Consider the following 25849-nt stretch of genomic DNA (forward strand, 5'->3'; position numbering starts at 1 on the left):
TACCCGCCCTTGAAGAGACCCTGATCTGGGTCTGCGAGGAAATCCTTGATTGCAGCTTGCGCATTGCCGTCAGTCAGAGCAAAGGTCGTGGCCAGGTAGTCCGAAAGACCTCGGCGAAGATCGCCCGCTTGGCTCGTAGGCAGCAGTTCCGGCATCAGGAGTGTTCTCCCAGCAGGCTCGAGAAGTGCGCGTAAGCCTTACGCATGTCCTCTTCACGGTCGAAGCTCTGGAACGGGAATTCAAACAGGTACTTAACACCGCTCTGCGGGTGCGTCCAGGTTCGATCATCGCTGGAAAGGTCTTTACCACGCTGCCGATAAAGCCGGTTCAGCTCTCCAGGAACCTTCCGTCCATTGGCGTCGTAAATATCGGATTGCTCGTAACCCCGAAGTACTGAAAATTGTGTTCGGTATATTGTGCAAAGCTCATCTATCGTCACCCCCAGCGACATGGCGGCGAGGACATCTAGTTCTACTAGGAGGGCCCGCCTCTCTCCTGCCTTGCGCGCCGCATGCTGAGCAGCGTCAGCAAATCCTGCATCCGCACAGAGCGGTTCAAATGCCTTTGTGAGGGAGATGAGCCGCAGGAACCTCTCCACAATCATTTCAGAAGCACTGGACTGCATCTCGATTGGAAGCCGCCCAATGTCATCGCCTGAGATCTTTGAAGCTCCAACGACTTTCATGAGAAAGTCGGCAACAATTGTGGAGGATATTCCAGCGACAGTGACGAGCGCCCTCGCATCTCCCGCCGCAAGACTTCCCGCGGCGTAGACATTGTCCACATGGGCGGTTCCGGGAGGGACGATCGATGCGTGAAGCGTCCTTGCCCCCGTTACCGCCGCCATCCGGCGCCACACCATCCGGTACTCACGACGTTGCCGAACAGGTCTTCCGTCAATGCCTACCCAGTTACCAAAGCTCGAGGCGTATGAGCCCGTGCTACCTGCGGGCTGGTAGCTGGTGCGCGGGACGAAGTCTTCGGGAAGCGCTTCGAGATCGATTTCGCTCCAATCGAGGTTGTTTTTCATAGTCGGGTTCGGCTCCTTCGCAAACGGGTTTGCGACTGTGAAGTGCGGCCCCTGCAAAATGACGTCGTCCCAGGATTCTGACACAGCGGATCCGACTTCGAAGTAGCCCTTTTTGCGGTCAATGGATTCGTCCCAGCCCCGCGAATACTGCAACCCAAGTTCCCTGACTCGAGGTGCCAAGCTCAGTTTTTCAAGAACAGCGGAACTTGCACGATTGACTGGATAGACCATCCTCGCTTGGATGGCAGGCGTTCCCGGTTCATCAAGGATGCCAGCCCAGACCTTCAGCACGGTTTCGTCGACTTCGATGATGCGCTCTGCATGCGGCCGGGTGTCCCAGGAGCCGTCGGCATCCTTCAGTCCAGGGACCTCCCCTGAGCCGTCATGGATCTCCGAGCGAGCGACCGTGTCGGGGTGGTAGAGCGACGCCGCCATCTTGAAGTGCGGTGATTCGTGGCGAGCACCGTAAACATGAATTCCGTAGGTCACCAAGTGATGGATCTCAAATAGGCAGAGCTCGTTGATGAACTGCCAATGCCTGCGAATGCGCCTGTACGTTTCGGCACGCAGATGGGCGGCCTTCTTTTCAGTGAAGTGCGACTCCGGATGGACCAGAGCCACTACACCAGTTGTGGAGCCAGAACGCCATGCACGGACCATGAACGCCCGATAAAGGTCCGGCTGCAACCCCGTCAGAAGTGAGTAGTCAGCCGGTGATGCCAGGAACTCGGCGACGACGGCCGTGGGTACGGCGCCTTCGATAAATAGATCACGCATGCCCGCGTGCGCGAGCGTCTCCTCTCGTTTTGCTTTCACCTGCGCCTGAGTCGGCTTGTCTACGAGTTGCCACCATGGATCACCTTCAGCAAGCAGTGCTGCCTCATCCGATCGAGGACGCACCCACGGCGGGTTACCGACTTGGAGATCAAAGCCGCCACGGCCAAAGACCGATGCGAAGTCGAGTTCCCAGTGGAAGAATCCCTGATCCCTGGCGACCCGTTCGCACACGTCGAGCCAGCGATGCCCCGCTTTAACGGAGCCAATTGGCTTCACCTGCGATGTGCTGTGGTCGAAAGATTCAATCGCTTCCAGTTCGCCCCATGACGCCATGGAGAGCACCGATGTCTGGCCTTCGACGTAGCCGTATTTCCGTGACGCCTTTCTTGCGGACGCTTCGATCCCGAGGATACCTTCGAGCGCGGAGATCCATTCGTCGAGCGATGGAGGCTGAACTCCGCCGGTCGCGCGTTCCGTCGACGGCCAGAACCAAAGCGCGTTCCACGCATCCATGACCCTGCGCAAGCGCTGATAGGAGCCGTTTTCATCGTTGAGCGACCGCTCGATTTGTTCGCGTGCGACGGCAGGGGTTTCAACAAGATCAACCACCGAATTGGCGTCTACGGCGGGTTGTGTTGACTTGCCGAAGTAATCGATTTCTCGGCGCGCCTCAGCCTCAGCGACCTGCAGACGACGGAGCGTCAGCTGCCACAGCGATTCCACTCGGCTGCCCAAAGCGACAAGGCGATCCAGCTGCGTCTTGCTCGGCTTAACCTTGACCTTGGTCCGCCAGGCCTTCAGCTTCTTCTGTGCTTCGCCCGTCTGGTCTTTGACTTCCTTGGAGTCGGCGGCTGCGCCCCAGCCTTCCGCCGGCAACAGGAAGTGGTGGATGCGGCTGACAACGTTAGGGTCATCCGAGCCGTCCACCATTGCCGCAACGAGACCAGTGAGCGGGGCCTCGCCCGGCTCAGACTTCAGCCATGTTTTGTCGTTCACCGACTGACGCGAGTACGTGGCCCTTCTCGAACCGATGAGCGAATTTCCTCGCCGCAGACGCAGCCCGAACCACGGAGCCTGGAGGTCCTTGACCATGGTGTCAAGCCACAGTGAGACTTCGGCAAGTTCGACCGCCGTCGAATTCAGGTCAACTCCGTGGACCTGATGCAGGGCGATCTGTGCTTTGACCTTCTGCAGTTCCTGCGGGTATTCGTCGGCTGGGATCTGCTGGTCGAGCTCTTTTTGCTTGCGCTTTAGGTATTCGTCGGCCAGTTGTCGCACGGCCTCAATGGCGAAGGCCCCTGAACCGAGTGCGGGCTCGCAGACAGTCAATCTCAGGACGTCATCTGCCGCAGTGTTGGTGCCATCCTGATCCAACAGCTCCTCAAGGGCCTGCGACACGACGAACTTAGTCAGCACCTCGGGAGTGTAGTAGGAGGCAGACTGCTGACGCTCGCGGCCAGCAAGGCGAAAGACGAAAGATCCCGTCAAATGCCGTACCGGGCGCCAATCTCCCGTCCGATCATCTTTCTCCTTTACGAGATGTCGGGGCTCAATGGACTCTGCGCGCTCCACGGGAACCACCCAGGAGCCTTTTTCCGGGTCTCCATCCCTTGCTACCTCTAACAAGTCGGTTTCGGCGATGAATCCTGTGTAGGACATGAGTCCCTCGTAGACAGCTCCCAACTGGTTGATGCCGAGCTCTGCATACGAGATGAACCCGCGGTCTTTTCCGGGAGTTTCCTTGGTCTGCAGGAGGTGTCTTAAAACCCGATGAAGCGCCGAGTTGCCAAGTTTTACGTCATTGATGAGAGATGTTGCCGTGTTCCTAAAAAGGTCGGCCCTAAGTGGCCGAAAGACCAGCCCTTCGTTATCCCCGGATGCGTCCTGAGAGGCAGACGTGTCTTGCTGCGGTCGATGGCCCCTGTCGACGAGCTTAAAAAGCCGTTCCAAGGACTCGTAGATATGAGTCCCGTCTTTGACTTGTGAGTTGAATGAGTCAACGTCCACGAGTGTCAGTTCCCGGAGCCGGTCCAGGCCGTAGCCTTCGTTGTATTCACCCGCACCAATGGGCAACACACCCATCTCGGGTGAAGCCTCCGCGTAAAGCAGGAACAGTATGCGGTAAAGGAACCGCAGGGATTGGCGGGCCAGGTCCTGACCGTCGACATCGTCCACTGGGAACCCGCGAGCGGCTCGCCTGTTGAGCACGTCATTAGCGATGATTTCGATAGAGCGGCGGATGCCCTCCCGCAAGTCCTGGGAAACGCCTACCGTATGTTTGACAGAGGCCGCCAGGACGTCGTCCCACCAGATAGATCCGTCGGGATTTGGCATGACCGAGTCCCGGCCAAAGATAGCGAGGAAGCGATCGGTTTCCGAATGCTTTCGGGTGTCATTTCGGTCGGCAACGAGCAGGGCGTCAGCGGCAAGATAGCGGCCCTCGGCCCAGCGCTCCTGCTCCGTCAGCACCAGCCAACGCCCCGCCATGACGACGACGTACTTGGGCGAGCGTTCCGCAAGGTAAATTTCCGAGACGACCCTGGCCAGCGTCAGGGACGGCATCTCCTTGCCGTCGACGAGCACGCGGCCGAGCGGCTTTACCGATGACAAAACATCTTCAGCAGCGTCGGCGGCATCGGCCTCAAGAAACACGACGTCGGCGTTGTCCGTCATCCACACGCCGGGAACCAAGGTCTCCGTGCCGCTGCGCTCAAAGATTACCGCCGCCGTCGTACCTTTGAACCCGAGCGCGGTGCGCAGGAGGGCGTATGCCTCGCGAGCGCCCGCAGGGTCCTCGGCCAGCCCGGCGAGCAGGATCTGCAGCCGGCCGCGGGCTTCGGAGAAGCGGGTCAGGGTGGTGGGGTGGCCTTCCTTGGCTTGTTCGTCCCAGGACTTCCGGAGCTTGATGACTTCGGCCTGGAAGGACTCTTTGGTGGAATCCGTGGTGAAAAAGTGTTCGCTGATCCAGTCTTCACCGACAACGATCGAATCAAAGGACGGCATTACTGGTCAGCACCTTCCGGTACGGCGGCAGGGGTATTGCGGGGAACGACGATCAGAAGCGGGCGGACCAGGCGCTGGGCCGGCGCGAGCGACTCGGCGATGAGCTGCTCCTCGGTGACCCGCTCCCGCTGTTTCCTGACCTCCACCCGCTGTGTGAGTTCGAAGGACAGCTGGGTCCAGCCGGTGGCACGGTCCGTCCATGACTGCAGTCGCTGCTCGGCCGCCGCGGCCGCGGACTCGAACGTCATCTGCATGGTCTGCCTGGCGTTTTCCACAGCGCGTGGGAGGAGGGCCTGCAGACCGTCCAAGCTGACGGGGCCGGGATTGGTGGTCTTGTTGTGCACGCCGATAGCTGCCAGGTGGTCCCCTAGGTCCTCGAGGGGCTGGTCCATGCAGAAGTTGGGATTGCTGGGATCGGGGAACTCGACGGCGATGAACGCCTTCGACACGACTTGGCCGCGGCGGTTCATGAGCGTGCCCATGAGGAGAACCTGCGGGGCGTCGACGTCGCCGCGGACGGCGAGCACTTCGCTGCGGGACATCGAGCCCAGGGCGCGGTCGCTGGCCCAGTCCAGGACGGGGTGGAGCGGGCCGAGGTAGTGGGCCTCGGGCCAGCTCATGTCATCGGATTCGCGGGCCCGGTCCAGTTCCCTGGTGCCGGCTTCCACGGTGGTGGCGAGCTTGAGGCGCTCGGTGACCTTGCGTTCGGAGAGGTAGTCCTGTGGAAGGTAGCCGAGGCGGTGCTGGAGATCGGCGGGCGGGTTCAGCTCGGCGAGGCCGTGGCCTGGGTGGATGGTCCAACCGAGTTTCTTCTGGGGTTCGCCAAAGGCCTCGTTCAGGGCCTCGTCAAGAAAGTCCAGGTCCGTGGCGTAGAGGCCGGACGGCTTCTCCACCGGTACGCCGTCGCTGGGTCCATCCTGGTTGAGGGCTTCAAAGTCTAGGAAGTCCCAGACGTCGCCTGACTCGGGGTCCGGGGCTGGCTCGCCGACGGTGTCTTCGAACTCCTTCTTGCCGAGGAGGACATCCAGAATGGCGTCCTCCTCCTGCTTGACGCTGTACTTCCCCATAAGGGAGGCAACGTCATTCAGCACGGCGTGGGCTTCGTGCTCGCGTTCCATGAGCCGGGTGAGCACCTTGATGTCACCTGAGAAGCGGGTGTTGCTCGGGTTCAGCAGAAGGGTGGTGATCTGCGGTTTGTGTCGCTGGCCGAAGCGGTCGATGCGTCCGTTGCGCTGCTCGATCCGGATGAGGCTCCACGGGATATCGAAGTGAATCAGGTGGTGACATTCGGCGTGCAGGTTGACGCCTTCGGAGGCGACGTCTCCCGTGACCAGGACCCGGAGCGGGCTGTTGCCGCGTTTGAATTGGTCCACGATGCTCTGCTGTTCGACGTCGCTGAGGCCGCCGTGAAGGAGACCGACGTTTTCGGGCTTCAGGCCGAGGGCCTTGGGCAGGGTCTCCTGGAGCCACTTGAGCGTGGCGACGCGTTCCGCGAAGACTACGGCCCTTGTTGGTGATCCCTTGCCGACGCCAATCTTTTTGAGGTAGCTGACGAGTTCGTTGTACTTGCCTGATTCGCCGGTGTTTGCCTTTTCTGCAAGCTGGCGGAGGCGACCCAACGCCTCAGTCTCTCCGGCCTCGGTGGAAGCATCGGCGTCGAGCTTTTTCAGACGCTCCGTAACCGTCTCCAGCAGCGCGGCGGGACTGGAAAGGAAGGCTTTCGCGAGGGTCCAAGAGAACAAGGAGCCGTTCTGTCCCGAGTACGGGGAGGGACGGCCCTCAGGGTAGAGCCAGGTATCGGAGAGCTCCTCGGCGATGGCGTTCTCGGCTGCAGAAGCGGCGACGAGGCGGTTGTCCGGTTCTTCTCGTTCCGCCCAGTCTGCACCGACTTCCTGGGCGACCTCGGGGCTGTGGCGGTGCCTGCGGATGATGAGGTTCTCCACCTGTTTGGGATCGAAGGTCCCATCGGGGCGGACGGCCGTAGGGTCGAGGAGGCGAAGGAGCTCGGCGAAGGACTCGTTGCGGCCGTTGTGCGGGGTGGCCGACGCAAGGATCAGCGCTTCAGTGTTGGGCGCGAGGATGCGGGCGAGCTCATTGTTGAGGGTTCCGGTGTTGGTGAGGTTGTGGGATTCATCGATGACAACGGCGTCCCATTTCAACTTTCCGAGGTGAGCTCGGTATCGGGCGCTCTTGAGGGTATCGATGGAGATGATGGCGCGCTTGTAGTAGGTGAAAGGGTTGCGCGTGGCCGGCAGTTTTTGGCGCACCTTCTGGATGCCGGCGGAGTCAAGGCGGACGAAGGGGAGGGCGAAGCGGCACCAGAGTTCGTGCTGCATCTGCTCCAGGACGTGGCGCGGCGTAACCACCAGGATGCGTTCGCCGCGGCCGCGCTTGACCAGCTCGCTGAGGATCATGCCGATCTCGAGGGTCTTGCCCAGGCCGACGGCGTCCGCGATGAGGATGCGGGGCCTGATGTTCTTGGTGTCCAGGGCTTTTGCGACGGCGATCTGCTGGTACTTCAGATTGCGAGACAGCATTAGGGTCGAGACTGTGAGGTGCTCGGCGGACTGCGGTGTGGGGGTCTTGCGGAGCGTCGTCTCCAGGAACAGCCGTGCTTTGCGGTAGTTCGGGGTGTCGTCCGCGACGACCTTGGACTTGGCCGGGTCCACGACCTCGATGTCGTCGAGGGCGGAGTAGAAGGCCGCTGTGGTGTCCCTTACTAGCTCGCTGAGGCCTTGGACCCTGACGAGTGTGCCGTCCACGGACTTCTCGAGGCTGGTGACCAGCCACTCCTCATCACGGACGTGGACCACCGAACCGGGTGCGACGTTGAGTTCCCGGTTTTCGGCTGTAACTGTCAAGACCTGCTCCTGTGCTTGTTGCTTCCCCATAAGAAGGATCCGCTGCAGCATCGGCAGCAGCCCCTTCCATGCCATTATGTCCGGGAACGCGTCTGGCATGGCGATTCGGCACTTCCCAGAGCAGGAGTTGCGCCTCTTCTATCGCAAAACGAATCAGGAGTCCCACAAGCATTTGTAGAATCGGCTTTCTAGCGAGGCGCAGACTCCCGTCACTATCACGGGCACTCCGGAGGGTAGCCACTAGCGAGTCGCTCTTGAGTACTCTTGGAACCGGCAGGAGAACTCTGAGTTCAAGAGCGGGTGCTCCATGGACTAGAGTCTTGGCGTGAGCGACATATCCCATGGGCAATTGGAACAGGGCCTCCTGCACCACGAAAAGTGCGACAACTGCAAGGAGACGCGTCCTGCCCTACGGATACACATAGACGACGAAGATCCACTCATAGCGATAGACAGACACATATCTTGCGGACAGTACGTGTGGAACTTCAGCGTAGGGTTGATGGCTAGTCACTCCGTCACGAAATGTATGGAGCACGTCGTGCGCGCGTGCTCTGCCCATGCCAACTACCACCTACATCGCGGCGACTACTTACGCCCAAAAAATCCAAAGGTTTCCAAATCCTTCGGGACACTGGACAATGAGGAGCAAGCGAACAAGGCCTACAACGAGTCGACGGTGAACATCGTCGGCGGAGCGGTTGATTGGAGGGAAGAGTGGCGAACAAAGAAACACTGAAGTCTCGCGCGCGGATCGCCGCCAAGTTCAGCATCTTGATGCGGCAGCAGGACTTTCTGGCCGCGCCAGCAAAGAACCTGCCGACGGACTCGAACGGAGAGTACACCGTGATCGTCGCAGCTGACTTCGAATCTGCAGTCGTTACCATCCATAGGATGGAAACCGTGGGTGAAAGACATGCGACCTTAGTAACCGAGATAGACGGAAAGCTGACCATCACCACTTTCGAAGGCCATTACAGGGCTTCGGCTTCACATGAATCAGTGGATGTTCCGGGAGGATTGACGGTGCGCGAATGGCTTTCAAATGCTCGGTCCTCTAAGGGAAAGATGTATAGCGCCAGCGGTAGTGAGTTCGAGGCCGAAATTTCATCGCTCGTGTTAGAAAACGCCTAATTGAATTTCTAGAGAGTGCCCGCTCCTGTTCGAGCGGGCACTCTCTTGTGTTTGAGCAAACTACGCTGGCTTCAGCACTGCATGAGGCTGCCTCACCGATTGAATCTGGTTATGCCACTCTGACCCTGAGGCACAGTCTCGACCAATGATGCGATGACCAGCCTCGTGTCGATTTAGGGATGTCGGAGTTGCCCCCTGCATACTTGGGGAATGAGTCGTCTGTCAGCGCATGAAGAGCCCCTGTCCAAAATCTTCAGTGCCCAGTACCAATTCTCGATCCCCGATTATCAGCGTCCTTACTCCTGGACAACGGAACAGTCACTTCAGCTACTTGAGGATCTGACGAACGCGCTCGACAGAGAATCCAAGTCCGAACCCTATTTCTTAGGTTCCATAGTCTTGGTGAAAAACATAGATGACTCAGCTGCGGAAGTGATTGACGGTCAGCAGCGACTTACAACCGTAACAATGCTCCTCGCTGTTCTCCGCAGCCTCACGGAATCGGCAGGGCTTAGGACATCGTTTGAGGCGATGATCAGCGAACCCGGGGATGAGCTTCTTGAGCGCCTAGAGCAGCCCCGTCTACGCCTCCGGTCGCGCGACAGAGAGTTCTATCGCCACTACGTTCAGGACGGTCATCTATCCGACTTGTTCGCCCTGCCGGACGGTAGTCTGAAGACCGATGCCCAACGGAACATCCGCGACAATGCCAAGGCAATATACGATGAACTAGCCACGTGGACGGACGCAAGGCGCACCGAGTTTTCAAGGCTCCTTGGGAACCGCACTTTCCTCGTTGCCGTAGCGACTACTGATCTCGTTAGCGCCCACCGCATCTTCAATGTAATGAATTCACGCGGCCTGGATCTGTCGGCCGCAGACATCTTCAAGTCTCGAGTGATCGGTGCCCTTCCCAAGGCAGAATCGGAGCTTTACGCGACGAAATGGGAAGACGCCGAAGATGGCCTCGGCCGTCAGGCCTTCCAAGACCTGTTTCTCCACATCCGAACTATCTATGCCAAGACCCGTGCCCAGAAAGAAATTCTGCAGGAGTTTCCCGTGCAGGTCCTTGACCAGTTCCTCCCTGACAGGGCAGCAGCTTTCGTGGACGAGGTGCTCCTTCCTTATGCCGATGCCTATGCGACGATCGAAAATGAAAGCTACGTGTGGCCCCACGGCGCCACCGAGGTCAATGCATGGCTCAGGCGCCTAAATCAAATTGACAACAACGATTGGAAGCCAGTTGCCCTATGGCTGCTGCATAACTTCAAGACGGACCCAGCGCGGCTTGCCGCAATGCTGATGAAGCTGGAACGCATCGCATCAATCATGCTCATTCGGCGCGCTTACCAGACTCCCCGGAGCACTCGGTACGCAAACCTGCTCAAGAGTCTCGATGCTGGCTACGGAACCGACGCACCAGAGTTTGCGGTTTCCGATCAAGACAAGCGGTCAGCCCTGCTCCAACTCGTTGGACCGATCTACGACATGGCCCCAGTTCGGAGGTACGTGCTTCTCCGTCTCAATGAACTGCTCGCCAGCGCCCCTGTCACGTTCAATCCAAAAATAGTCACAGTCGAGCACGTGTTGCCGCAGACTCCTCGCCATGACTCGAAATGGATGCATGACTTCAGCGACGAAGACCGGGAGTATTGGGTCCACCGCTTGGCAAACTTGGTCCTTCTCGACAAGAAGAAGAATTCAGAGGCTCAAAATTATGACTTCGACGAGAAGAAGAAGCGCTACTTCAGATCCACTACTGGCATAACCCCCTTCGCGCTCACGATGGGGGTTATCGATTCCCCGTCCTGGACACCGGAACTGCTGGAGACCAGACAAACGCAGCTTGTAGAAACTCTCGCTAAGGCTTGGGACATCGGGCGCGATAGTTCCGGTATGAACCTAGCGCGGCTTTCCGAAAATGAGCTCGCTTCCACAAATGAGCCCTCACGCGGCTCTAGTCCAGTCGACCGACGTGTAACCCTCGTGGCTCTTCTAGCGGCAGGATTACTCGAAGCTGATACGAGACTCGTATGGAAGAGACCTCGTGTGGGTGAAGTGCATCAAGCTTCAGTGACTGCTCAGGGCCAAATCTTATTGGAAGACGGGCGGCTATTTGATACGCCGTCTCGAGCAGCCAAGGAGGCCGCCGGAATCGAAGCCCAAGACGGATGGGATGCTTGGGCTCTGCCCGACGGCCGTAAGATCGGCGCACTGTGGCACGAGTACCAGGTCCTCAAACAGGGCGGGTATGCCGACAACCCCAAAGCGGCGGTAGGCACCAGCTAGCTCGGGTTCAGAGCAGCGTGCTGACCTGCGGTGCATTTCCGCTGCCATGAGACCGAGCAGGCGCGCTGGCGTTCACCATTGTGGGCCGGCGAGCCCGGCGACCGCAATACGTGATTGTCACTGGCCCCGATCAAGGCTACTAACTAGGGCTACGGATGACAGTCCGAGAACAAGAGCATGCGCTCCCTCACCCGCCTTGTCGTCACCGAAATCCACGCCTGCGCCATCGGCGGCACTGACTTGTACCCGACTCGTCGCCCCTTACCCTTAGTGACGGACCAGGGACGAAAAGGGGCGGCACCCTGACGCCGACGCCTTGATAGTCCTGTTGCCGGAAAATAGTGAACCACTCCGGACCCAGTTCACGCTGCCCAGTAAGGCCTCAACGATCACCGACTCTGCGCTCGCCCGAGAGGAGACCCACATTGAAGCGGCGCAGCCCAAGCTCGCTATCCCAGCTTCACAGTGTCTCGTTGAAAGAGGAAGGACATCCATGGCGGGTACTCCCCGACTTCGCGATGACAAGGGAGTCTGCCGTCGTGGGTGCCATCACGTGCACCGACTCGCCCGAGCCTCCCACCTTTACGAACTGGGAATCCTGAAGACCTTGGGATTCGTGAACCGGTTCAACCTGGATGCCTACGCTCTCAGGTCTAAATATGTCCAGCTGGCCTTGGATGCAGACAAGTTGCAATCAATAGTCAGGAATCGGGGTTCCGAGAGAGCCGAAACTTTCAGAAATGGCGAGGGTTCCCATCTAGGAAAAGCTTTTGAAAACGGGTATTCAAGAAATCCTCCTCGTAAACGATTTTGGGGTCCCATTTGCGAATCGTCCCTTGTCCTTCGCCTGTTCCCGTTGCGTGAGCAAGTTCGACGGCAAGCTTGTTGAGAGAAGGGTCACGTCGCCCTAATGCCGTATAGAGCGCGACGACAAAATGAGCCACGGCCCCATATTGCAGCGAGTCATTCATGGTCAGGTACGACGACATCGTGAAGTCCTCCGCTGCTGGTTGAAGCCCAGACATAGGGATATAGGACACTCGCTTGCACGTCAGGGTTCCCGCGTCCGCGATGCAGACGAGATCCACAAGGTCTCGAGGGTGTGCCGCAAGCTCCGCTCTGCGATCGAAACCCTCAGCAAGCGCTAGGACTGGATCTTCGCCAAGAACGTGAGAATGGGCGAGGAACCCTGTGGGGATGCCTGGCAGGAGTTGCCCTTCGACTGTTGTTTTGTCGACGTTACTCAAATTAGCAAGCGCGGCCGCCCAATCTGCTATTTCTTTATAGTGCTTCTTTCGGGCGGTGAGCTTCACGGAAAATGCTGCCGCTACCCCACCCACATGAACCTTGGCTCTATAACGAAGGTGTTGCGGGTAGCCAGGTTCGAAGACAACAATGTCCGTTTCGAACGGCTGGACTCTATCGTCCTTTCCGATGATGTATTTTCTCAGCCCCACCCCATATGCAGGCGGGAGCCACTTAGCTAGGAGGTCCGCCCACGTAGATTCTCCTTCATGCCCCGACCGTTGGATATCCACTGTGTGAGCTGACTGAGCATCAGAGTAATCTCGTGCTATCTCCTCTTGAATTGACTCGAACCATCGTCTGGTCTCGCTGGTAGGTTTTTTTGTCACTGGGGCAGCTTTGGTTATGCGACCTTCTAATTCAGCAACATACTTCCTGATGGTGGAAACGCTAACTCCTAACTCACTTGCAATGTCTTCCTTGGGCGCACCCTGCTTAAGTAGGCGGGCCGTTTCCTCCATGCGGGCAGCTTTCCCGCCGGCTCGTTCCGTCATTCTCCCAATATTGCCTTATCCGGCGAGCTACCGTGGCCGCAACGATGGTGCGAACACCGCGAGTGCGCGGTCGCCCCAAGATGCGCCACGTACTCGTGCCGACTGCTTTCCGCTCGCTTGCGCGCCGGTTCCGCATCGCAGCTGCGGCGCGGCCATCATTAGGAGGAACCCGATGATGGCCGCCAGCTGAAGCAAGGTTGAACGCAGTTCTTCACGCTGGGATTCACGCCGCGAACACCCCCGCCCCGTACGTTGTTCTCGATTGCCCGGGCCGCGTTCACGGCCAGCCACTGCTCCGACTTATGCTCCCAGGCACCAGGACGAGCAGGCCCGCAGGACCTGCCCGCCGCCATCGGCCAGCGACCTGGCGAGCTCGAGGAACCACAGGGCGTAACAGGTCATCAGCCCGAACCGCACTCTCCCGTACTCAAAAACCGCAGAATCGGTGGACGGACCCGCTTGATGCACGTGGGCTCCCCGAAGCCCTGCGCATCGAAAAGGTGGATCTTCCGGAAGGAAGCCAGCCGGTCGCCGTCAGGCCCAAAGCCACCAACGTGTTGTACGCCCGGTCCGGACCGTCCGACGTTTCCACTGTGCCCGCCACCAGCGTGATCCGATGTCGGCGGGCACAAAGATGCCGCCGCCGATCAGTGCCACGAGCACGATGGCACGCGGCACGGTGCGGCGCGGGTTGATGGTTTCCTCGGTGAGGGTGGTGACGGCGTCGAACCCCAGGAACGAGTACGCCGCGATGGCCGCGCCAACGGATTATGTTTCACGGCCGCAGCGCCGTGCAGGAAAGTAACTTCGAGGGCTTCACCGCTTCCTGCCAGCCTTCGGGGCGCCCTCGAATCAGCGGAGTGGCAACGCTTCATGCTTCCAGCAGCTGCAACGGCATTCGCATGGGCTGCGTGATCAAACTCCTGGCTTCGTTCGACTGAATCGAAGACTGCGGGTCTCACGACGGCCAGTTGTGACAAAGGTCCACTAATTGCCGGAATCTTTCGGACAGGGTCAGCCCAGTCTTGAGGCCCAGGCCATGCTGGCATAGGTCTTGGCATGCAGCACTGAGGGCGCGCCATGCCAAAGCCAGGCGTGCCCTCAGCATGAACGGAAACCGCGAAGTAGTCTAAGCCGCGGATTTAGTCAACGAGCACCGGCTCCTTAGCACCATCCGACGATTCAACGGCGACCGCAACTTTCCTGGACCGCTGGTTCATCCAGCAGCCCACTGCAAGAACAGCCACAAGACCGAACGTGCTCAGGAGCTGCGGACGGGATTCCTCGCCGATGAAGCCCACCGTGAAGATCGCCGCGAGGATGAGCAGACCAAAGCACGTGAGCCACGGGAACCCGGGCATCCGCAGCGGAAGGGCCGTCCCCTCGCGGTCGGCGCGGAGGCGCAGCGCCAGCTGAGCGAGGAGCGCTGATGTCCACACCAGCAGGCAGGTTGAGCCCACAATGTTCAACAGGACGGCAAGGACCATCTCGGGGAACGCCAGCTCCAGCACCACCGTGACAACGCCGAAAGCAACGCTGGCGAGGACTGCGACCACCGGAACACGCGCCTTGGACACCGCAGCAAGCACGCGAGATGCTTCACCCCGCTCGGCGAGGGAGTACGCCATCCGGGAGGCGCCGTAGAGGTTGGCGTTGAGCGCGGAAAGCAGTGCCGCGACGGCTACCAGGGTGATGGCCGTGGCCGCACCCGGCATCCCGGCCGCTTCCAACACTGCCGCGAACGGGCTCTTCAAACCTTCAGAACCCACGGGAACCACAGCCGCGATGATGAAGATGGCACCGATGTAGAACCCCAGGATGCGCCACAGCACCGTGCGGACTGCCTTCTTTACGCTCCGGGCCGGCTCAGCGGTCTCAGCTGCCGCCACGGACACAATCTCGGTGCCGCCGAAGGCGAACGCCACAACGAAGAGCGCCGTGGCAATGCCGGCGAAACCACTGGGCGCGAAGCCGTCGCCCATGAAGTTGGACAGGCCCGGCGACTGGACACCCGGCAGCCAGCCGAAGAGAAGGGCAGCGCCCACAGCCAGGAACGCCACAATTGCTGCCACCTTGAGCAGGGCGAACCAGAACTCGAACTCACCGAAGTTCTTCACGCTGGTCAGGTTCTCGGCGGTGAGCACCACGATGAACACGAAGGCCATCAACCACACCGGCAGGCCCGGGAAGATGGTGGCCAGCAGGCCTGCCGCACCGAGCGCTTCGGCCGCGATCACCACCACGAGCTGCAGCCACCAGAGCCAGCCCACGGTGGCACCGGCCACCGGCCCGTAGGCCTTGGCGGTGTAGACGGAGAAGGCGCCGCTGTCCGGGTTGGCGGCGGCCATCTCTCCGAGCGCCCACATCACCAGGATGATGAGGGTGCCGGCCACGAGGTAGGAGATCAGCACCGCCGGGGCCGGTCGCCTGGATGCCCGCGCCGGAGCAACAGGCCCGCGCCGATGGCGCTTCCGAGGCCAATCATGGTGAGCTGGCGGGGTTCGAGGGCCGCGCCGAGGGCGCGGGCAGACGTCTTTGTCTGTTGTTCCATGGGGATTCCTCTTAGTTAGTAGGTGGAATGGTGTTGGGGATTTGGAGTCAGTCCGTCAGGCCGCGTGGGCTTCGAGGAGCCGGAGCACCCGGTCGTTGGAGGCGGCATCGGCAACGGTGATCCGCACGCCGTCGCCCTGGTACGCGCGGACCATGATGCCGGCGCCGTCGAATGCGTCCTTCAGCGTCGCCAGGCGGTCAACGGCCCGGATCCACAGGAAGTTGCCCTGGTTCGGCTGCAGTTTCCAGCCCTGGGCCTCCAACTGCACCGCCATCCGTGCGCGCTCCTGCCTGACGGCGGCGACGGGGGTTTCCATCTCCTCCCCCGCGTCCAGCGACGCGATGGCGGCTGTCTGGGCCAGCGCGCTCACGGCGAAGGGCAGGGTGGTGCGGCGCAAACCCTCGGCAATTGCCGCCGTCGTAATTGCATACCCGAACCGCAGGCCCGCGAGCCCGTAGGTCTTGGAGAAGGTGCGCAGGATGCAGACGTTCGGGTACCCGCGGTAGAGCGCCAGGGAATCGGGGCCGCTGCCGGCGTCGGCGTATTCCAGGTAGGCCTCGTCGATCACCACCAAGACGTCGGAGCGGACGGACTGCAGGAAGGCCTCGATGCGGCCGTGGCTGATCCGCACGCCGGTGGGATTGTTGGGGGTGCAGAGCAGGATGACCTTGCTGCGCCCGGTGACGGCCGCGGCCATGGCATCGAGGTCGTGGCCCTCAAGGTGATCCAGCGGGACGCGGACCGGCCGGGCACCTGTCGGGGGAGACGCTGGCCTCCGCGACGAGGACCGAGGCCAACTGCGTCACCCAGGCTGGCCAGGAACACGGCACCGAACAGCTGCCCGCCGATCTGCAGAGGAGCTGGCTGCGAAGGCCGCGTCCTCGAAGACGCCCCCGAGTGCACCAGCCGGGTGACTAGGACAGTGCTACGAAGATGCCACCGCCGATCAGGGCCACCAGCATGATGGCGTGCGGCACGGTGCGGCGCGGGTTGACGGTTTCCTTGGTGAGCGTGGTGACGGCTTCAATTGGCGACAGGTCCGGGGCTGAGCACTACTTTAGAATCTCTCCAAGAGACTGACCGATTGTTGCTGAGAGACTGCGCTGATTCGCTATAAAGTGCCGCATGAGATCGGTAGGTTCACCCTCTTGCTGGTGTAATAGTCCCCACTGATCGAGAACGGCAACTGCAACCCCGTTTCGGTTCAACGACCAGAACCCCGCCGCTGCGTCACCGAGAGCGGCGGGCCTTTCGGCAGCTTCCCTTTGCCTCGCAGCGCTAGGAAAGCGTGCAAAAAGGCTCTCGGTAGGTCCGCCACCGTAGCCAGAAGTATCGACGAACGCGCTCCTTACGTCCCACATATTCTTAGAATTCACCATCTGCGCCAGGATCGACGTTAGGACTCTGTATGTAAGAGCCGCCTTTCCGGTAGGAGGCGTGCGAGCGGGAGGCGTGAGGCCCGCGCCCCTTTCGATCCTCTTTACGATCGCGTGAGGTGCACTGGCAAATACCTCCGCCCATTCGATCGGAGTAAAGTCGGCGGACTCTTCAACATGAATTCGCCCACCTCTCCGGTTCAAAGAAACAAGAACTTTTCCACCGGTCTCATCAAGCACACCCAGGGCATCGTATTGCCCCCCGCCCGGATGCCATTCCAAGATACGCAACTGGGTGTTCCGTCTAACTAATTCCGTAGCGATCCACCATGATTGAGCAATAACGAAACGCTCCTGAATATGAAAGTCCATCATCAAACCTTCGACCAACTTCAGTCCGAGTTCAACTAGGTCAACCTTCGAGTCCGACGCAAGTTTAGGACAGATCATTAGGAGGACGTTCTTGAAACGAAGCCTAAGTGCACTCAGGACGTATGGGATGTAAGAGTATTTCAGTGGCTTAGCAACGTGCCCGCGCCGTGTGCAGCGCCATCTACTGCTCCGTCATGTGTTTGCCCGGCACCCCGTGACGAGCAGAGCAGCAGGACTTGCGCGCCGGGGAGTGTCACAGTCTTCTTTGCCGGAACATCGGGAACGACTCCCGCACCCGGTCCACCGTCTCCAGCGAAACCTCCACTGTCCGGACATCAGCAGCCAGCCCCAGGTCCGCCTCAACAACTCCCATCGGGTCCACCAGCACGCTCCGCCCCACGGATATGGGCGGCGCCTGGCACACAGCGGCCACGTACACGCTGTTCTCGATCGCCCGTGCCGCGTTCAACGCGAGCCACTGCTCCGTCTTGTGCTCGCCCGGCACCCAGGACGAGTAAACCAGCAGGACCTGCGCGCCGGCGTCGGCCAGCGACCTGGCCAGCTCCGGGAACCGCAGGTCATAGCAGGTCATCAGGCCGAACCGCACTCCCCCGTGCTCGAATACCACCGGGTCGGTGGACGGGCCCGGCTTGATGAACGTCGACTCCCCGAAGCCCTGCGCGTCGAAAAGGTGGATCTTCCGGTAAAAAGCCAGCCGGCCGCCGTCGGGCCCGAAAGCCACCAGCGTGTTGTAGGCCCTTCCCGGCTCGTCAGAGGTCTCCACCACGCCCGCCACCAGCGCGATGCGGTGGCGGCGGGCGATATCTCCGAGCTTCCGGCACACAGGTCCGTCCAGCGGCTCGGCCACCGCCGGGAAGGTCGCGTCCACCTTCTTCTTCTCGTAGGTGGCGTACTCCGGGAAGGCGACCAGCGCGGCGCCGTCGCGCGCTGCCGCGGCGGCGAACCGGTCGATCGCGGCGAGGTTGGCCCGGATGTCGGCGCCCGACTCCAGCTGCCCCAGCGCTATCCTCATAGCCGTTCCTTCCCTCGGCCCACCGGCCACACTACAAACTGGCGAGTGTCAGGCGGCTGCCTCGACCGTCGCCTTCTCGGTGGCGGTCATCTCCGGCGGCGACGCTTTGAACCCGCGGGTGATCAGGGCCAGGACCACCACGCCCAGCACCAGCCAGGACACCCCCAGCGTAATGGCGTTGCTGTCCAGCCGGGAGAGCAGGTAGGCGCAGATGATCGCGCCGATCACCGGGACCACCACGTAGGACACCGGGTTCAGCTGCTGCCCGGCCCGGCGCTGGCGCACGTAGTGGAACACCACCGAGGCGTTCACCAGCGTGAAGGCGGTGAAGGCACCGAAGTTGATGAACGACGTGGACGTGGCCACGTCCAGGAAGATCGCGATCAGGCCCACGACGCCGGTGACCACCAGGTTCGCCACCGGGGTGTGGAACTTCTCGCTGAGCCGGCCGAAGACCGCCTTGGGCAGGACGGAGTCGCGGCCCATCGCGTACAGCAGGCGGGAGGCGCTGGCCTGCGCGGCGAGGCCGGAGGCGAACTGCGCCACCACCAGGCCGGCCAGGAACACGGCGCCGAACAGCTGCCCGCCGATCTGCAGGGCGATGGAGCTGGCCGCGGAGGCCGAGTCCTCGAATAGGCCGCCGGGGTGGACCAGCTGGGTCACGTAGGACACGGCCACGAAGATGCCGCCGCCGATCAGGGCCACGAGCATGATGGCGCGCGGCACGGTCCGGCGTGGGTTGATGGTTTCCTCGGTGAGGGTGGTGACGGCGTCGAACCCCAGGAACGAGTACGCGGCGATGGCGGCGCCGGCGGAGATCGTTGCGAAGCTGGCGGTGCTGTTGAAGAACGGCTGCCCGCTGGCCAGTCCCCCGGCGCCGTTGGCGGACACCACGCTGCCGATGGCCAGCGCCACAAAGAACACCAGGACCAGCAGCTGGAAGGCCATCAGCACGTAGTTGGCCTTGTCCGCCACCTTTATGCCGAGGATGTTCAGCAGCGTGGTGATGACGATGAATCCCACGATCCAGACGCCGATGGGAATGCCGGGGAACTGGGCGCTCAGGTAGGAGCCGCCGATCAGCCAGATGACCATGGGCAGGAAGAGGTAGTCGAGCAGCACGGCCCAGCCCACCAGGAACCCGACCCGGGGATCGATGGAGCGGCGGACGTAGGTGTAGGCGGAGCCAGCGACGGGGTAGGCGATGGCCATCCGGCCGTAGCTGTGCGCGGTGAACAGCATGGCCACAAGCGCCACGAGGTACGCGGCGGGCGCGGCGCCGCCGGTGGTTTCGGCGATGATGCCGAAGATCCCCAGGACGATGATCGGGGTCAGGTACGCCAGCCCGAACAGGACCAGCGAGGGCAGCTTCAGCGTGCGGGTGAGGGTGGTTGTCACGGTGTTTCCTTAGGCTTGTAGGACGGCGGTGTCCAGGTGGCCGGATTGATCCGGCCTTGGTAGACGGAAAGTTCGACGGCGGGCTCCCCCTGGCGGAACTGCGACCAGGGGCGGTTGAGGTTCTCCGTGCCGTGGGTGCGGACGCGGTCGACGGCGGCGAGGTCCAGTTCCGCGGTGAGCAGCTGCGGTTGATCGTCCGGGGCCTCGGCGAGGGTGTTGCCCTCCGGGTCCACGATGATGCTCTTTCCCTGGCCGGTGGGGCCCGCGCAGTTGACGCTGACCATAAACACCTGGTTCACGATGGCGTTGGCCTTGGCGAGGATCAGTTCCTGTTTGCGGTCCGGGGTGGTGGTTTTGACGACGTTGAGGATCACGTCGGCGCCCATCCAGGCGAGCTGGCGGGAGACCTCCGGGTACCAGGCGTCGTAGCAGATGTTCAGTCCGAGCCTGCCGGTGCCGGGCAGGTCCACGGTGGTGAACTTGTCGCCGGGATCGTAGGGCTCGAACGGGCGCCAGGGGAAGATCTTCCGGTAGTAGCCGGCGAGCTCGCCTTCCGGGGACAGGACCAGCTGGGTGTTGAACAGCTGGCCTTCCGGGCCGCGTTCGCAGACGCTGCCGGGGACCAGCCAGATGTTGAGGTCTTTGGCGAGCTTTTTGAGTTCTTTGACCCGTGGGCCGTCCAGGGGTTCTGCGGATGCCTGCAGCATTTCGGTGCGCTGCAGGTCCGGGTCTTCGTCGCCGAACAGGTGGAGCTCGGGGAAGACGACCAGCTTGCTGTGCGGCTGGGCTTCGAGGGCTTTCTTGACCTCGTCGGCGAAGGCCGAGACGGGTTCGCCGATGAGCCGCGGCCGGGCCTGGGCAGCGATGAGGGGAAGGGTGCGTTGCATGGGTTTGTCTCCGCGTTGGGGTGTGATCCGGGTTATATTAGATCAGAATGAACTAATAAAGGAAAGGGGGCGGCATGGGCCGTAAGGTAGCGGATATGACCCGTCAGCTGGAGGACACCCTCGACCCCCCGCGCCTTGGTGCCGGCAGGATGCCCGGAATGGAGCGCCGCAGCGCCATGGACGCGGTGCGGATGCGGATCGGGATGGCAATTTCGCTGGGACTCTTAAAGCCGGGCGAGCGGTTGCCGGACCAGGAAGATGTGGCTCTGGGCCTGTCGGTCAGCCCGATTACGGCACGGCGTGCTTTGGCGAGCCTTGCGGAGCAGGGCGTGGTGGTGCGCCGGCGCGGCCGGGCTGGCGGAACGTTTGTGGCGGATTCGCCGCCTCCGGATGTTTTGGCCGAGCTCTCAGCTTCACCTGCGGAGTCCCAGGCTGTTAACAGGCTGGTGGACCGGCGGCTTTTGTTCGAGTGCGCGGTGACGCACTATGCGGCGGTGAACGCTACCGCTTCGCAGTTGGATGAGCTGGAGCAGCTGACCCGGGATATGGCGAAGGCTATCGACTGGTCCGTCTACCATCAGGCGGACGAGCGTTTCCATCAGCTGGTGGGTACGGCGTCAGGGATGGGCACCGCAGTCGAGGTGTACCACGAGACGCTCGCTGAGCTCTACGACTACTTCATCCCCTACCCCATTGAGAAGCTGCACAAGTCGAACCGCGACCACGTCGCTCTCGTGGCAGCCCTCCGTGCCGGTGACGTTGAGGACGCCGTGGAGGTCGCACGGAAGCACGTGGACATCCTGCACCGGACGATGTTTATGGGGCTGACTCAGGGCGGGGTCTAGGCCGCAACAACCGATCGAATACGTGCTACCCCGGCTTTCTCCCTGCTGGCCGCCCGAAGTAAACTGACTCGCCATACCACTGGAGACGAAAGACCGGGTAATGACCACTCCTAGTCAGCTTCTTCTCCATGCACAGCGCATATCCTAGGCAGGGCCATCTTTCAGGCAAGGACCCTTAGCAGACGGAGCCTAACGCAACGAGCCTGTCCGGTAGGAAAGATCGTGGCCTTGGTAGATAGAATGCACTTGATGCAAAACACATTCAGTCAAGGGGAATCGTCCGTGGTGCTCCGAATGCGCAATTTACTCGGCGCCAGCTCCTGACATTGCGCGGCAGCCACTAAGAAGTCAAGGACAAAATTTGAGCAAGTACGAAAACCTATCTCCGTACGACTTTGAAAGCCTTTGCCGTGATTTATTCACAGCTAAAGAAGGTGTTCATTTTGAGACCTTTGCCACGGGTCGTGACGGCGGAATTGACATTCGGTACATCGGGAATGGTACGAAAAAAGATCCCGAAGTCATAATCCAATGTAAACACTATGAGCGCAGCGGTTTCACCGCGCTTAGGTCAAAAATGCTGGCGGAGAAAGAGAAAGCGCTCGGTCTTGGCGCGAAGAGATATATACTTGCGACAACTGCTACAATGACGCCCGAGAATAAGTCGTCGCTCCTGAATGAGTTGCATCCTCTGATATCCTCCGAATCTGACATCTACTCCCAGAGTGACATCGATTCACTTATACGCGACCATCCGCAAGTTGAGAAGAGTCATTTCCGGCTTTGGCTGAATAGCACCGCAGTACTGGAAAAGGTCCTGCACAACGACATCTTCGCACAAACAGACGTGTACCTTGAAGAGCTCGAACAGACGGCCAAGACTTTTGTCGACCATAGTGGTGTTGCGGACGTTCAAGACATGCTGGAAAAGCAGCATGTTTGTATTATTACTGGCCCTGCCGGTGTAGGCAAGACCACATTGGCAAACATGATGCTTATCTACTATGTCGGACAGGGCTTTGAACCGGTTGTGGCGAGTGAGAACTTCTCGGAGGTACAGCGGGTCTACTCTAAAGAAAGTAAGCAGATATTCTTATACGACGACTTCCTCGGGCGAACCACAGGCCTGGACAAGTTGGGCAAGAGTGAAGATGACCGGATTGCAAACTTCATCCGAGCAATAGGGCGTAGCCCTTCTAAACGTCTGCTCATGACGACTCGCCAGTATATCCTTGAACAAGCAACGGTCGTTCACGAACCGTTGGAAAGGCCGCACGTCAAACAGGCAGAATACTTTTTCAAGATGAAGGCTTACTCGAAGTCGAACAAGGCGCACATCCTATACAACCACTTGTACTTTTCTTCTCTCTCGCGCGCTCATAAGCAGGAAATTGTCGAGTCAAGGCTCTACCCGGAGATGGTGGCGAGTGATAACTTCACACCTCGCGCTGTAGAATCGGCCATTGCTTTTGCACTCAAAAACTCGGTAGCCCCGAAAGATGTTTCACAGTTTCTTGTGGATTCTATCGAAAATCCCAGTGAGCTTTGGCGTGGACAACTCACGGCTCAGATATCGCACCAACAACGAGTTATCCTGGCTTTTCTTGCGTTGGAAGGGGGCGCTACCGATAAGGAGAAGCTCGAGCGGTTCTATCTTTCTGCTGAGGGCTCACTGCAAGAAGCGCAATCTTTTGATAGTGCTATGCGCGGGTTGGAAGGCTCCGCGATTGAACTTCGCGAGATTAGAGGCGTTGATTCCGTGGTATTCACTAACCCCGGAGTAGAAGATGCAGTACTCGACCACGTATTGCCGATGAAAAGTGTGCTTCGACCGCTTATCGGTGGCAGCGGTTACGAACGCTGCCTTGTGCTCTGGAACCATGCCAACGATGATTCGGGACAAAAGCAAAGACGTCGTTACCGGCTTTGGTTCACGCCACATATGACTACCCGCTCGAGCGAATCAAGCAGACCCTCCCTGCAAATGGTTGTCGACTCGCTGATAGCAGAATATATTCCGCAACTAATTCCGGGAGTTGAAGCATTATGGAAACGTGAGGGAGTTGATGAAGAACAACTTTTAAATCTGCTAATCATGTGCCGTTATGCGGATCCAGGTGTCAGCGAGGAAGTTGGCTTCGATAAGCTCGTCATCGCTCTGATCGACAGTTGGGCTCAGGAGAGAGGCGCGAAAAGTCATGCATCAGAGCTTTTGGCACTCTTGCTTGAGAATGATGACATGCTGAAAGACGAGGAGCGGCAACGGCTTGTCGATGCCGCCGTAACTTTCATAGCGGAGTCGCCTAATAATACTCCAGCCGATTTTTACGCCATGATCGCTTTAACGAATCTCTTCGAGCTGGGAAGCCTTACCGTATACGCCGTCCACTCAGAGCCGCTTACCTTGCAGACGGTGCAACAGCTGGCCAAAGATGCGGCAATCATGGAGTGGGAGGGTATATATGGAAAGGATAACCTCCACGAGTTGCGCGAAGAAGTTGACAGTTGGAGAGATTTATTAGACGAACTTGGCGTGGACGAGCCGGGTGCTTACATGACGGCCGCGATTGCCGTGGAGGAAGCGGAACGGGAGGCTGAGGGTTACGACGAGGGCTATAGTGGCACCGCCTTTTCCTCAGAGCCGGAGGACGCTGAGATCCATCTCATGTTCTCATCCTTAGCCGACGACTAGTCGCCTGGAATTGGTGAGCAGCTTGCCTCGGTTTAGATTCTCGTTGGTCACGACGACCCGCATTGCAGGAAGGTGAGTGCAAGCCCGGACGGCGAAGGGTTGAACGCGCTAACGTCATGCTCAGTCTTCTGCTGTTACATCCGCCCAGAAGTGAGTCCATATGCCAGACGCTAATGCTTTCTCGTGGTATCAAACAAACGGCTTTGGGGCCGCTTCGCGTGTTGTGAATTCAAGTGGTTCAACACGGTGGCAGTCCGTGCGTTAGCCGGGCACTAATCACGAAAAGGCGCGCCCGGTAAAGCCGGACGCGCCTTCGTGTCACACGGACCCTAGCAAGGGCTCACGGCGGTTGATTCAGTCGATGAGCACGGGCTGCTTGCCACCGTACGTCGATTCCACACTGGGCTGAGCGTCCCGCTTCCGGTGGTTCAGCCAGCACCCCACCGCCAGAACCGCCACGAGCGCGAAGGTGCTCAGGAGCTGGGGGCGGGAGTCCTCGCCTATGAAGCCCACCGTGAAGATCGCCGCGAGGATGAGCAGGCCAAAGCATGTGAGCCACGGGAACCCGGGCATCCGCAGGGGAAGCTCCGTTCCGTCGCGGTCTGCGCGGAGGCGCAGTGCGAGCTGGGCGAGGAGCGCGGACGTCCACACCAGCAGGCAGGTGGAGCCCACGATGTTGAGCAGGACGCCAAGGACCATCTCGGGGAACGCCAGCTCCAGCACAACCGTGACAACGCCGAAAGCGACGCTTGCCAGGACTGCGACCACCGGCACCCGGGCTTTGGACACGGAAGCGAGCAGGCGGGGTGCTTCGCCCCGCTCGGCCAGGGAGTACGCCATGCGGGACGCGCCATAGAGGTTTGCGTTGAGGGCGGAAAGCAGCGCTGCGACAGCCACAAGGGTGATGGCGGTGGCCGCACCGGGCATGCCGGCGGCCTCCAACACCGCGGCGAAGGGGCTCTTCAGCCCTTCAGAACCGAGCGGAACCACAGCCGCGATGATGAAGATGGCGCCGATGTAGAACACCAGGATGCGCCACAGCACCGTGCGGACTGCCTTCTTCACGCTCCGGGCCGGCTCAGCGGTTTCTGCTGCCGCCACGGACACAATCTCGGTGCCGCCAAACGCGAACGCCACCACAAACAGCGCCGTCGCGATCCCGGCGAAACCACTGGGCGCGAAGCCATCGCCCATGAAGTTGGACAGGCCCGGCGACTGGACGCCCGGAAGCCAGCCGAAGAGCAGGGCAGCGCCGACAGCCAGGAACGCGACGATCGCTGCCACCTTGAGCAGGGCGAACCAGAACTCGAATTCGCCGAAGTTCTTCACACTCGTCAGGTTCACCGCGGTGAGCACCACGATGAACACGAAGGCCATCAGCCACACCGGCAGGGCCGGGAAGATGGTGGCCAGCAGGCCGGCCGCACCGAGCGCTTCCGCTGCGATGACCACCACGAGCTGGATCCACCAAAGCCAGCCCACCGTGGCACCGGCCACCGGCCCGTAGGCCTTCGCGGTGTAGACGGAGAAGGCCCCGCTGTCCGGATTGGCGGCGGCCATCTCGCCGAGCGCCCACATCACCAGGATGATGAGCGTGCCGGCCACGAGGTAGGAGATCAGCACGGCTGGACCGGCCGCCTGGATGCCGGCCCCGGAGCCGATGAAGAGGCCAGCGCCGATGGCGCTTCCGAGGCCCATCATCGTGAGCTGGCGTGGTTTGAGGGCCGCGCCGAGGGCGCGGGCAGACGTCTTTGTCTGTTGTTCCATGGGAATTCCTCTAGTTAGTAGGCGGAACGGAGTAG

15 protein-coding genes and 1 pseudogene are annotated in these 25849 nt (G+C 60.5%); 5 read left to right on the plus strand and 11 right to left on the minus strand.

Annotated elements, in window-relative coordinates:
* Window positions 1–154: 154 nt before the first annotated feature.
* Window positions 155–4810, minus strand: coding sequence for a DNA methyltransferase (locus M1D32_RS14445; protein WP_458779330.1), 4656 nt, complete (start codon window positions 4808–4810; stop codon window positions 155–157).
* Window positions 4810–7671 carry a helicase-related protein gene (locus tag M1D32_RS14450; RefSeq protein ID WP_458779331.1) on the minus strand — a complete coding sequence of 954 codons (2862 nt, stop codon included), beginning with the start codon at window positions 7669–7671 and terminating at the stop codon, window positions 4810–4812. The genes M1D32_RS14445 and M1D32_RS14450 overlap by 1 nt, the downstream gene beginning before the upstream one ends.
* Window positions 7672–8388: 717 nt before the next feature.
* Here M1D32_RS14450 and M1D32_RS14455 point away from each other — a divergent pair.
* A complete protein-coding gene (locus M1D32_RS14455) occupies window positions 8389–8805 on the plus strand; it encodes a hypothetical protein (RefSeq protein ID WP_458779332.1) in 417 nt (138 codons plus the stop codon).
* Between the two features lie 210 nt (window positions 8806–9015).
* Window positions 9016–11094, plus strand: a complete 2079-nt coding sequence (locus tag M1D32_RS14460) for a GmrSD restriction endonuclease domain-containing protein (RefSeq protein WP_458779333.1) — start codon at window positions 9016–9018, stop codon at window positions 11092–11094.
* A 734-nt stretch (window positions 11095–11828) separates the two neighbouring features.
* On the opposite strand, the gene M1D32_RS14465 is transcribed toward M1D32_RS14460, so the two are convergent.
* The gene (locus M1D32_RS14465) at window positions 11829–12860 is read right to left on the minus strand and encodes a DUF6602 domain-containing protein (protein ID WP_458779334.1); all 1032 of its coding nucleotides are present in this window, start codon (window positions 12858–12860) and stop codon (window positions 11829–11831) included.
* 333 nt (window positions 12861–13193) lie between these two features.
* On the minus strand, window positions 13194–13361 hold the full coding sequence (locus tag M1D32_RS14470) for a hypothetical protein (RefSeq protein ID WP_458779335.1): 168 nt from the start codon (window positions 13359–13361) through the stop codon (window positions 13194–13196).
* Between the two features lie 148 nt (window positions 13362–13509).
* On the opposite strand from M1D32_RS14470, the gene M1D32_RS14475 reads away from it, so the two are divergent.
* Window positions 13510–13698: a hypothetical protein gene (locus tag M1D32_RS14475; protein WP_458779336.1), complete on the plus strand. Its 189-nt coding sequence runs from the start codon at window positions 13510–13512 to the stop codon at window positions 13696–13698.
* A gap of 337 nt (window positions 13699–14035) precedes the next feature.
* Here the strand turns inward: M1D32_RS14475 and M1D32_RS14480 are convergent.
* The 6 genes and pseudogenes from M1D32_RS14480 to M1D32_RS14505 all read right to left on the minus strand — a co-directional run bounded on the left by M1D32_RS14480 (window position 14036) and on the right by M1D32_RS14505 (window position 20510).
* Window positions 14036–15444, minus strand: a pseudogene (locus M1D32_RS14480) (amino acid permease).
* Window positions 15445–15499: 55 nt separating this feature from the next.
* On the minus strand, window positions 15500–16141 hold the full coding sequence (locus M1D32_RS14485; protein ID WP_458779337.1) for an aminotransferase class I/II-fold pyridoxal phosphate-dependent enzyme: 642 nt from the start codon (window positions 16139–16141) through the stop codon (window positions 15500–15502).
* 355 nt (window positions 16142–16496) lie between these two features.
* Window positions 16497–17270 (minus strand): TY-Chap2 family putative peptide chaperone, encoded by a 774-nt coding sequence (locus M1D32_RS14490; RefSeq protein WP_458779338.1) that lies wholly within the window; start codon window positions 17268–17270, stop codon window positions 16497–16499.
* A gap of 175 nt (window positions 17271–17445) precedes the next feature.
* The gene (locus tag M1D32_RS14495; RefSeq protein ID WP_458779339.1) at window positions 17446–18225 is read right to left on the minus strand and encodes a carbon-nitrogen hydrolase family protein; all 780 of its coding nucleotides are present in this window, start codon (window positions 18223–18225) and stop codon (window positions 17446–17448) included.
* A 48-nt stretch (window positions 18226–18273) separates the two neighbouring features.
* Window positions 18274–19623 (minus strand): APC family permease, encoded by a 1350-nt coding sequence (locus tag M1D32_RS14500; protein ID WP_458779340.1) that lies wholly within the window; start codon window positions 19621–19623, stop codon window positions 18274–18276.
* Window positions 19620–20510 carry a carbon-nitrogen hydrolase family protein gene (locus tag M1D32_RS14505; RefSeq protein ID WP_458779341.1) on the minus strand — a complete coding sequence of 297 codons (891 nt, stop codon included), beginning with the start codon at window positions 20508–20510 and terminating at the stop codon, window positions 19620–19622. The genes M1D32_RS14500 and M1D32_RS14505 overlap by 4 nt, the downstream gene beginning before the upstream one ends.
* A gap of 95 nt (window positions 20511–20605) precedes the next feature.
* On the opposite strand from M1D32_RS14505, the gene M1D32_RS14510 reads away from it, so the two are divergent.
* Together M1D32_RS14510 and M1D32_RS14515 are read left to right on the plus strand one after the other, a co-directional pair.
* Window positions 20606–21355, plus strand: a complete 750-nt coding sequence (locus M1D32_RS14510) for a FadR/GntR family transcriptional regulator (RefSeq protein ID WP_458779342.1) — start codon at window positions 20606–20608, stop codon at window positions 21353–21355.
* Between the two features lie 361 nt (window positions 21356–21716).
* Window positions 21717–24047, plus strand: coding sequence for an nSTAND3 domain-containing NTPase (locus M1D32_RS14515; RefSeq protein ID WP_458779343.1), 2331 nt, complete (start codon window positions 21717–21719; stop codon window positions 24045–24047).
* Window positions 24048–24401: 354 nt separating this feature from the next.
* On the opposite strand, the gene M1D32_RS14520 is transcribed toward M1D32_RS14515, so the two are convergent.
* Window positions 24402–25814, minus strand: coding sequence for an amino acid permease (locus tag M1D32_RS14520; RefSeq protein ID WP_458779344.1), 1413 nt, complete (start codon window positions 25812–25814; stop codon window positions 24402–24404).
* Between the last annotated feature and the right edge of the window lie 35 nt (window positions 25815–25849).

The sequence above is a fragment of the Arthrobacter sp. D3-16 genome, from assembly GCF_054408515.1.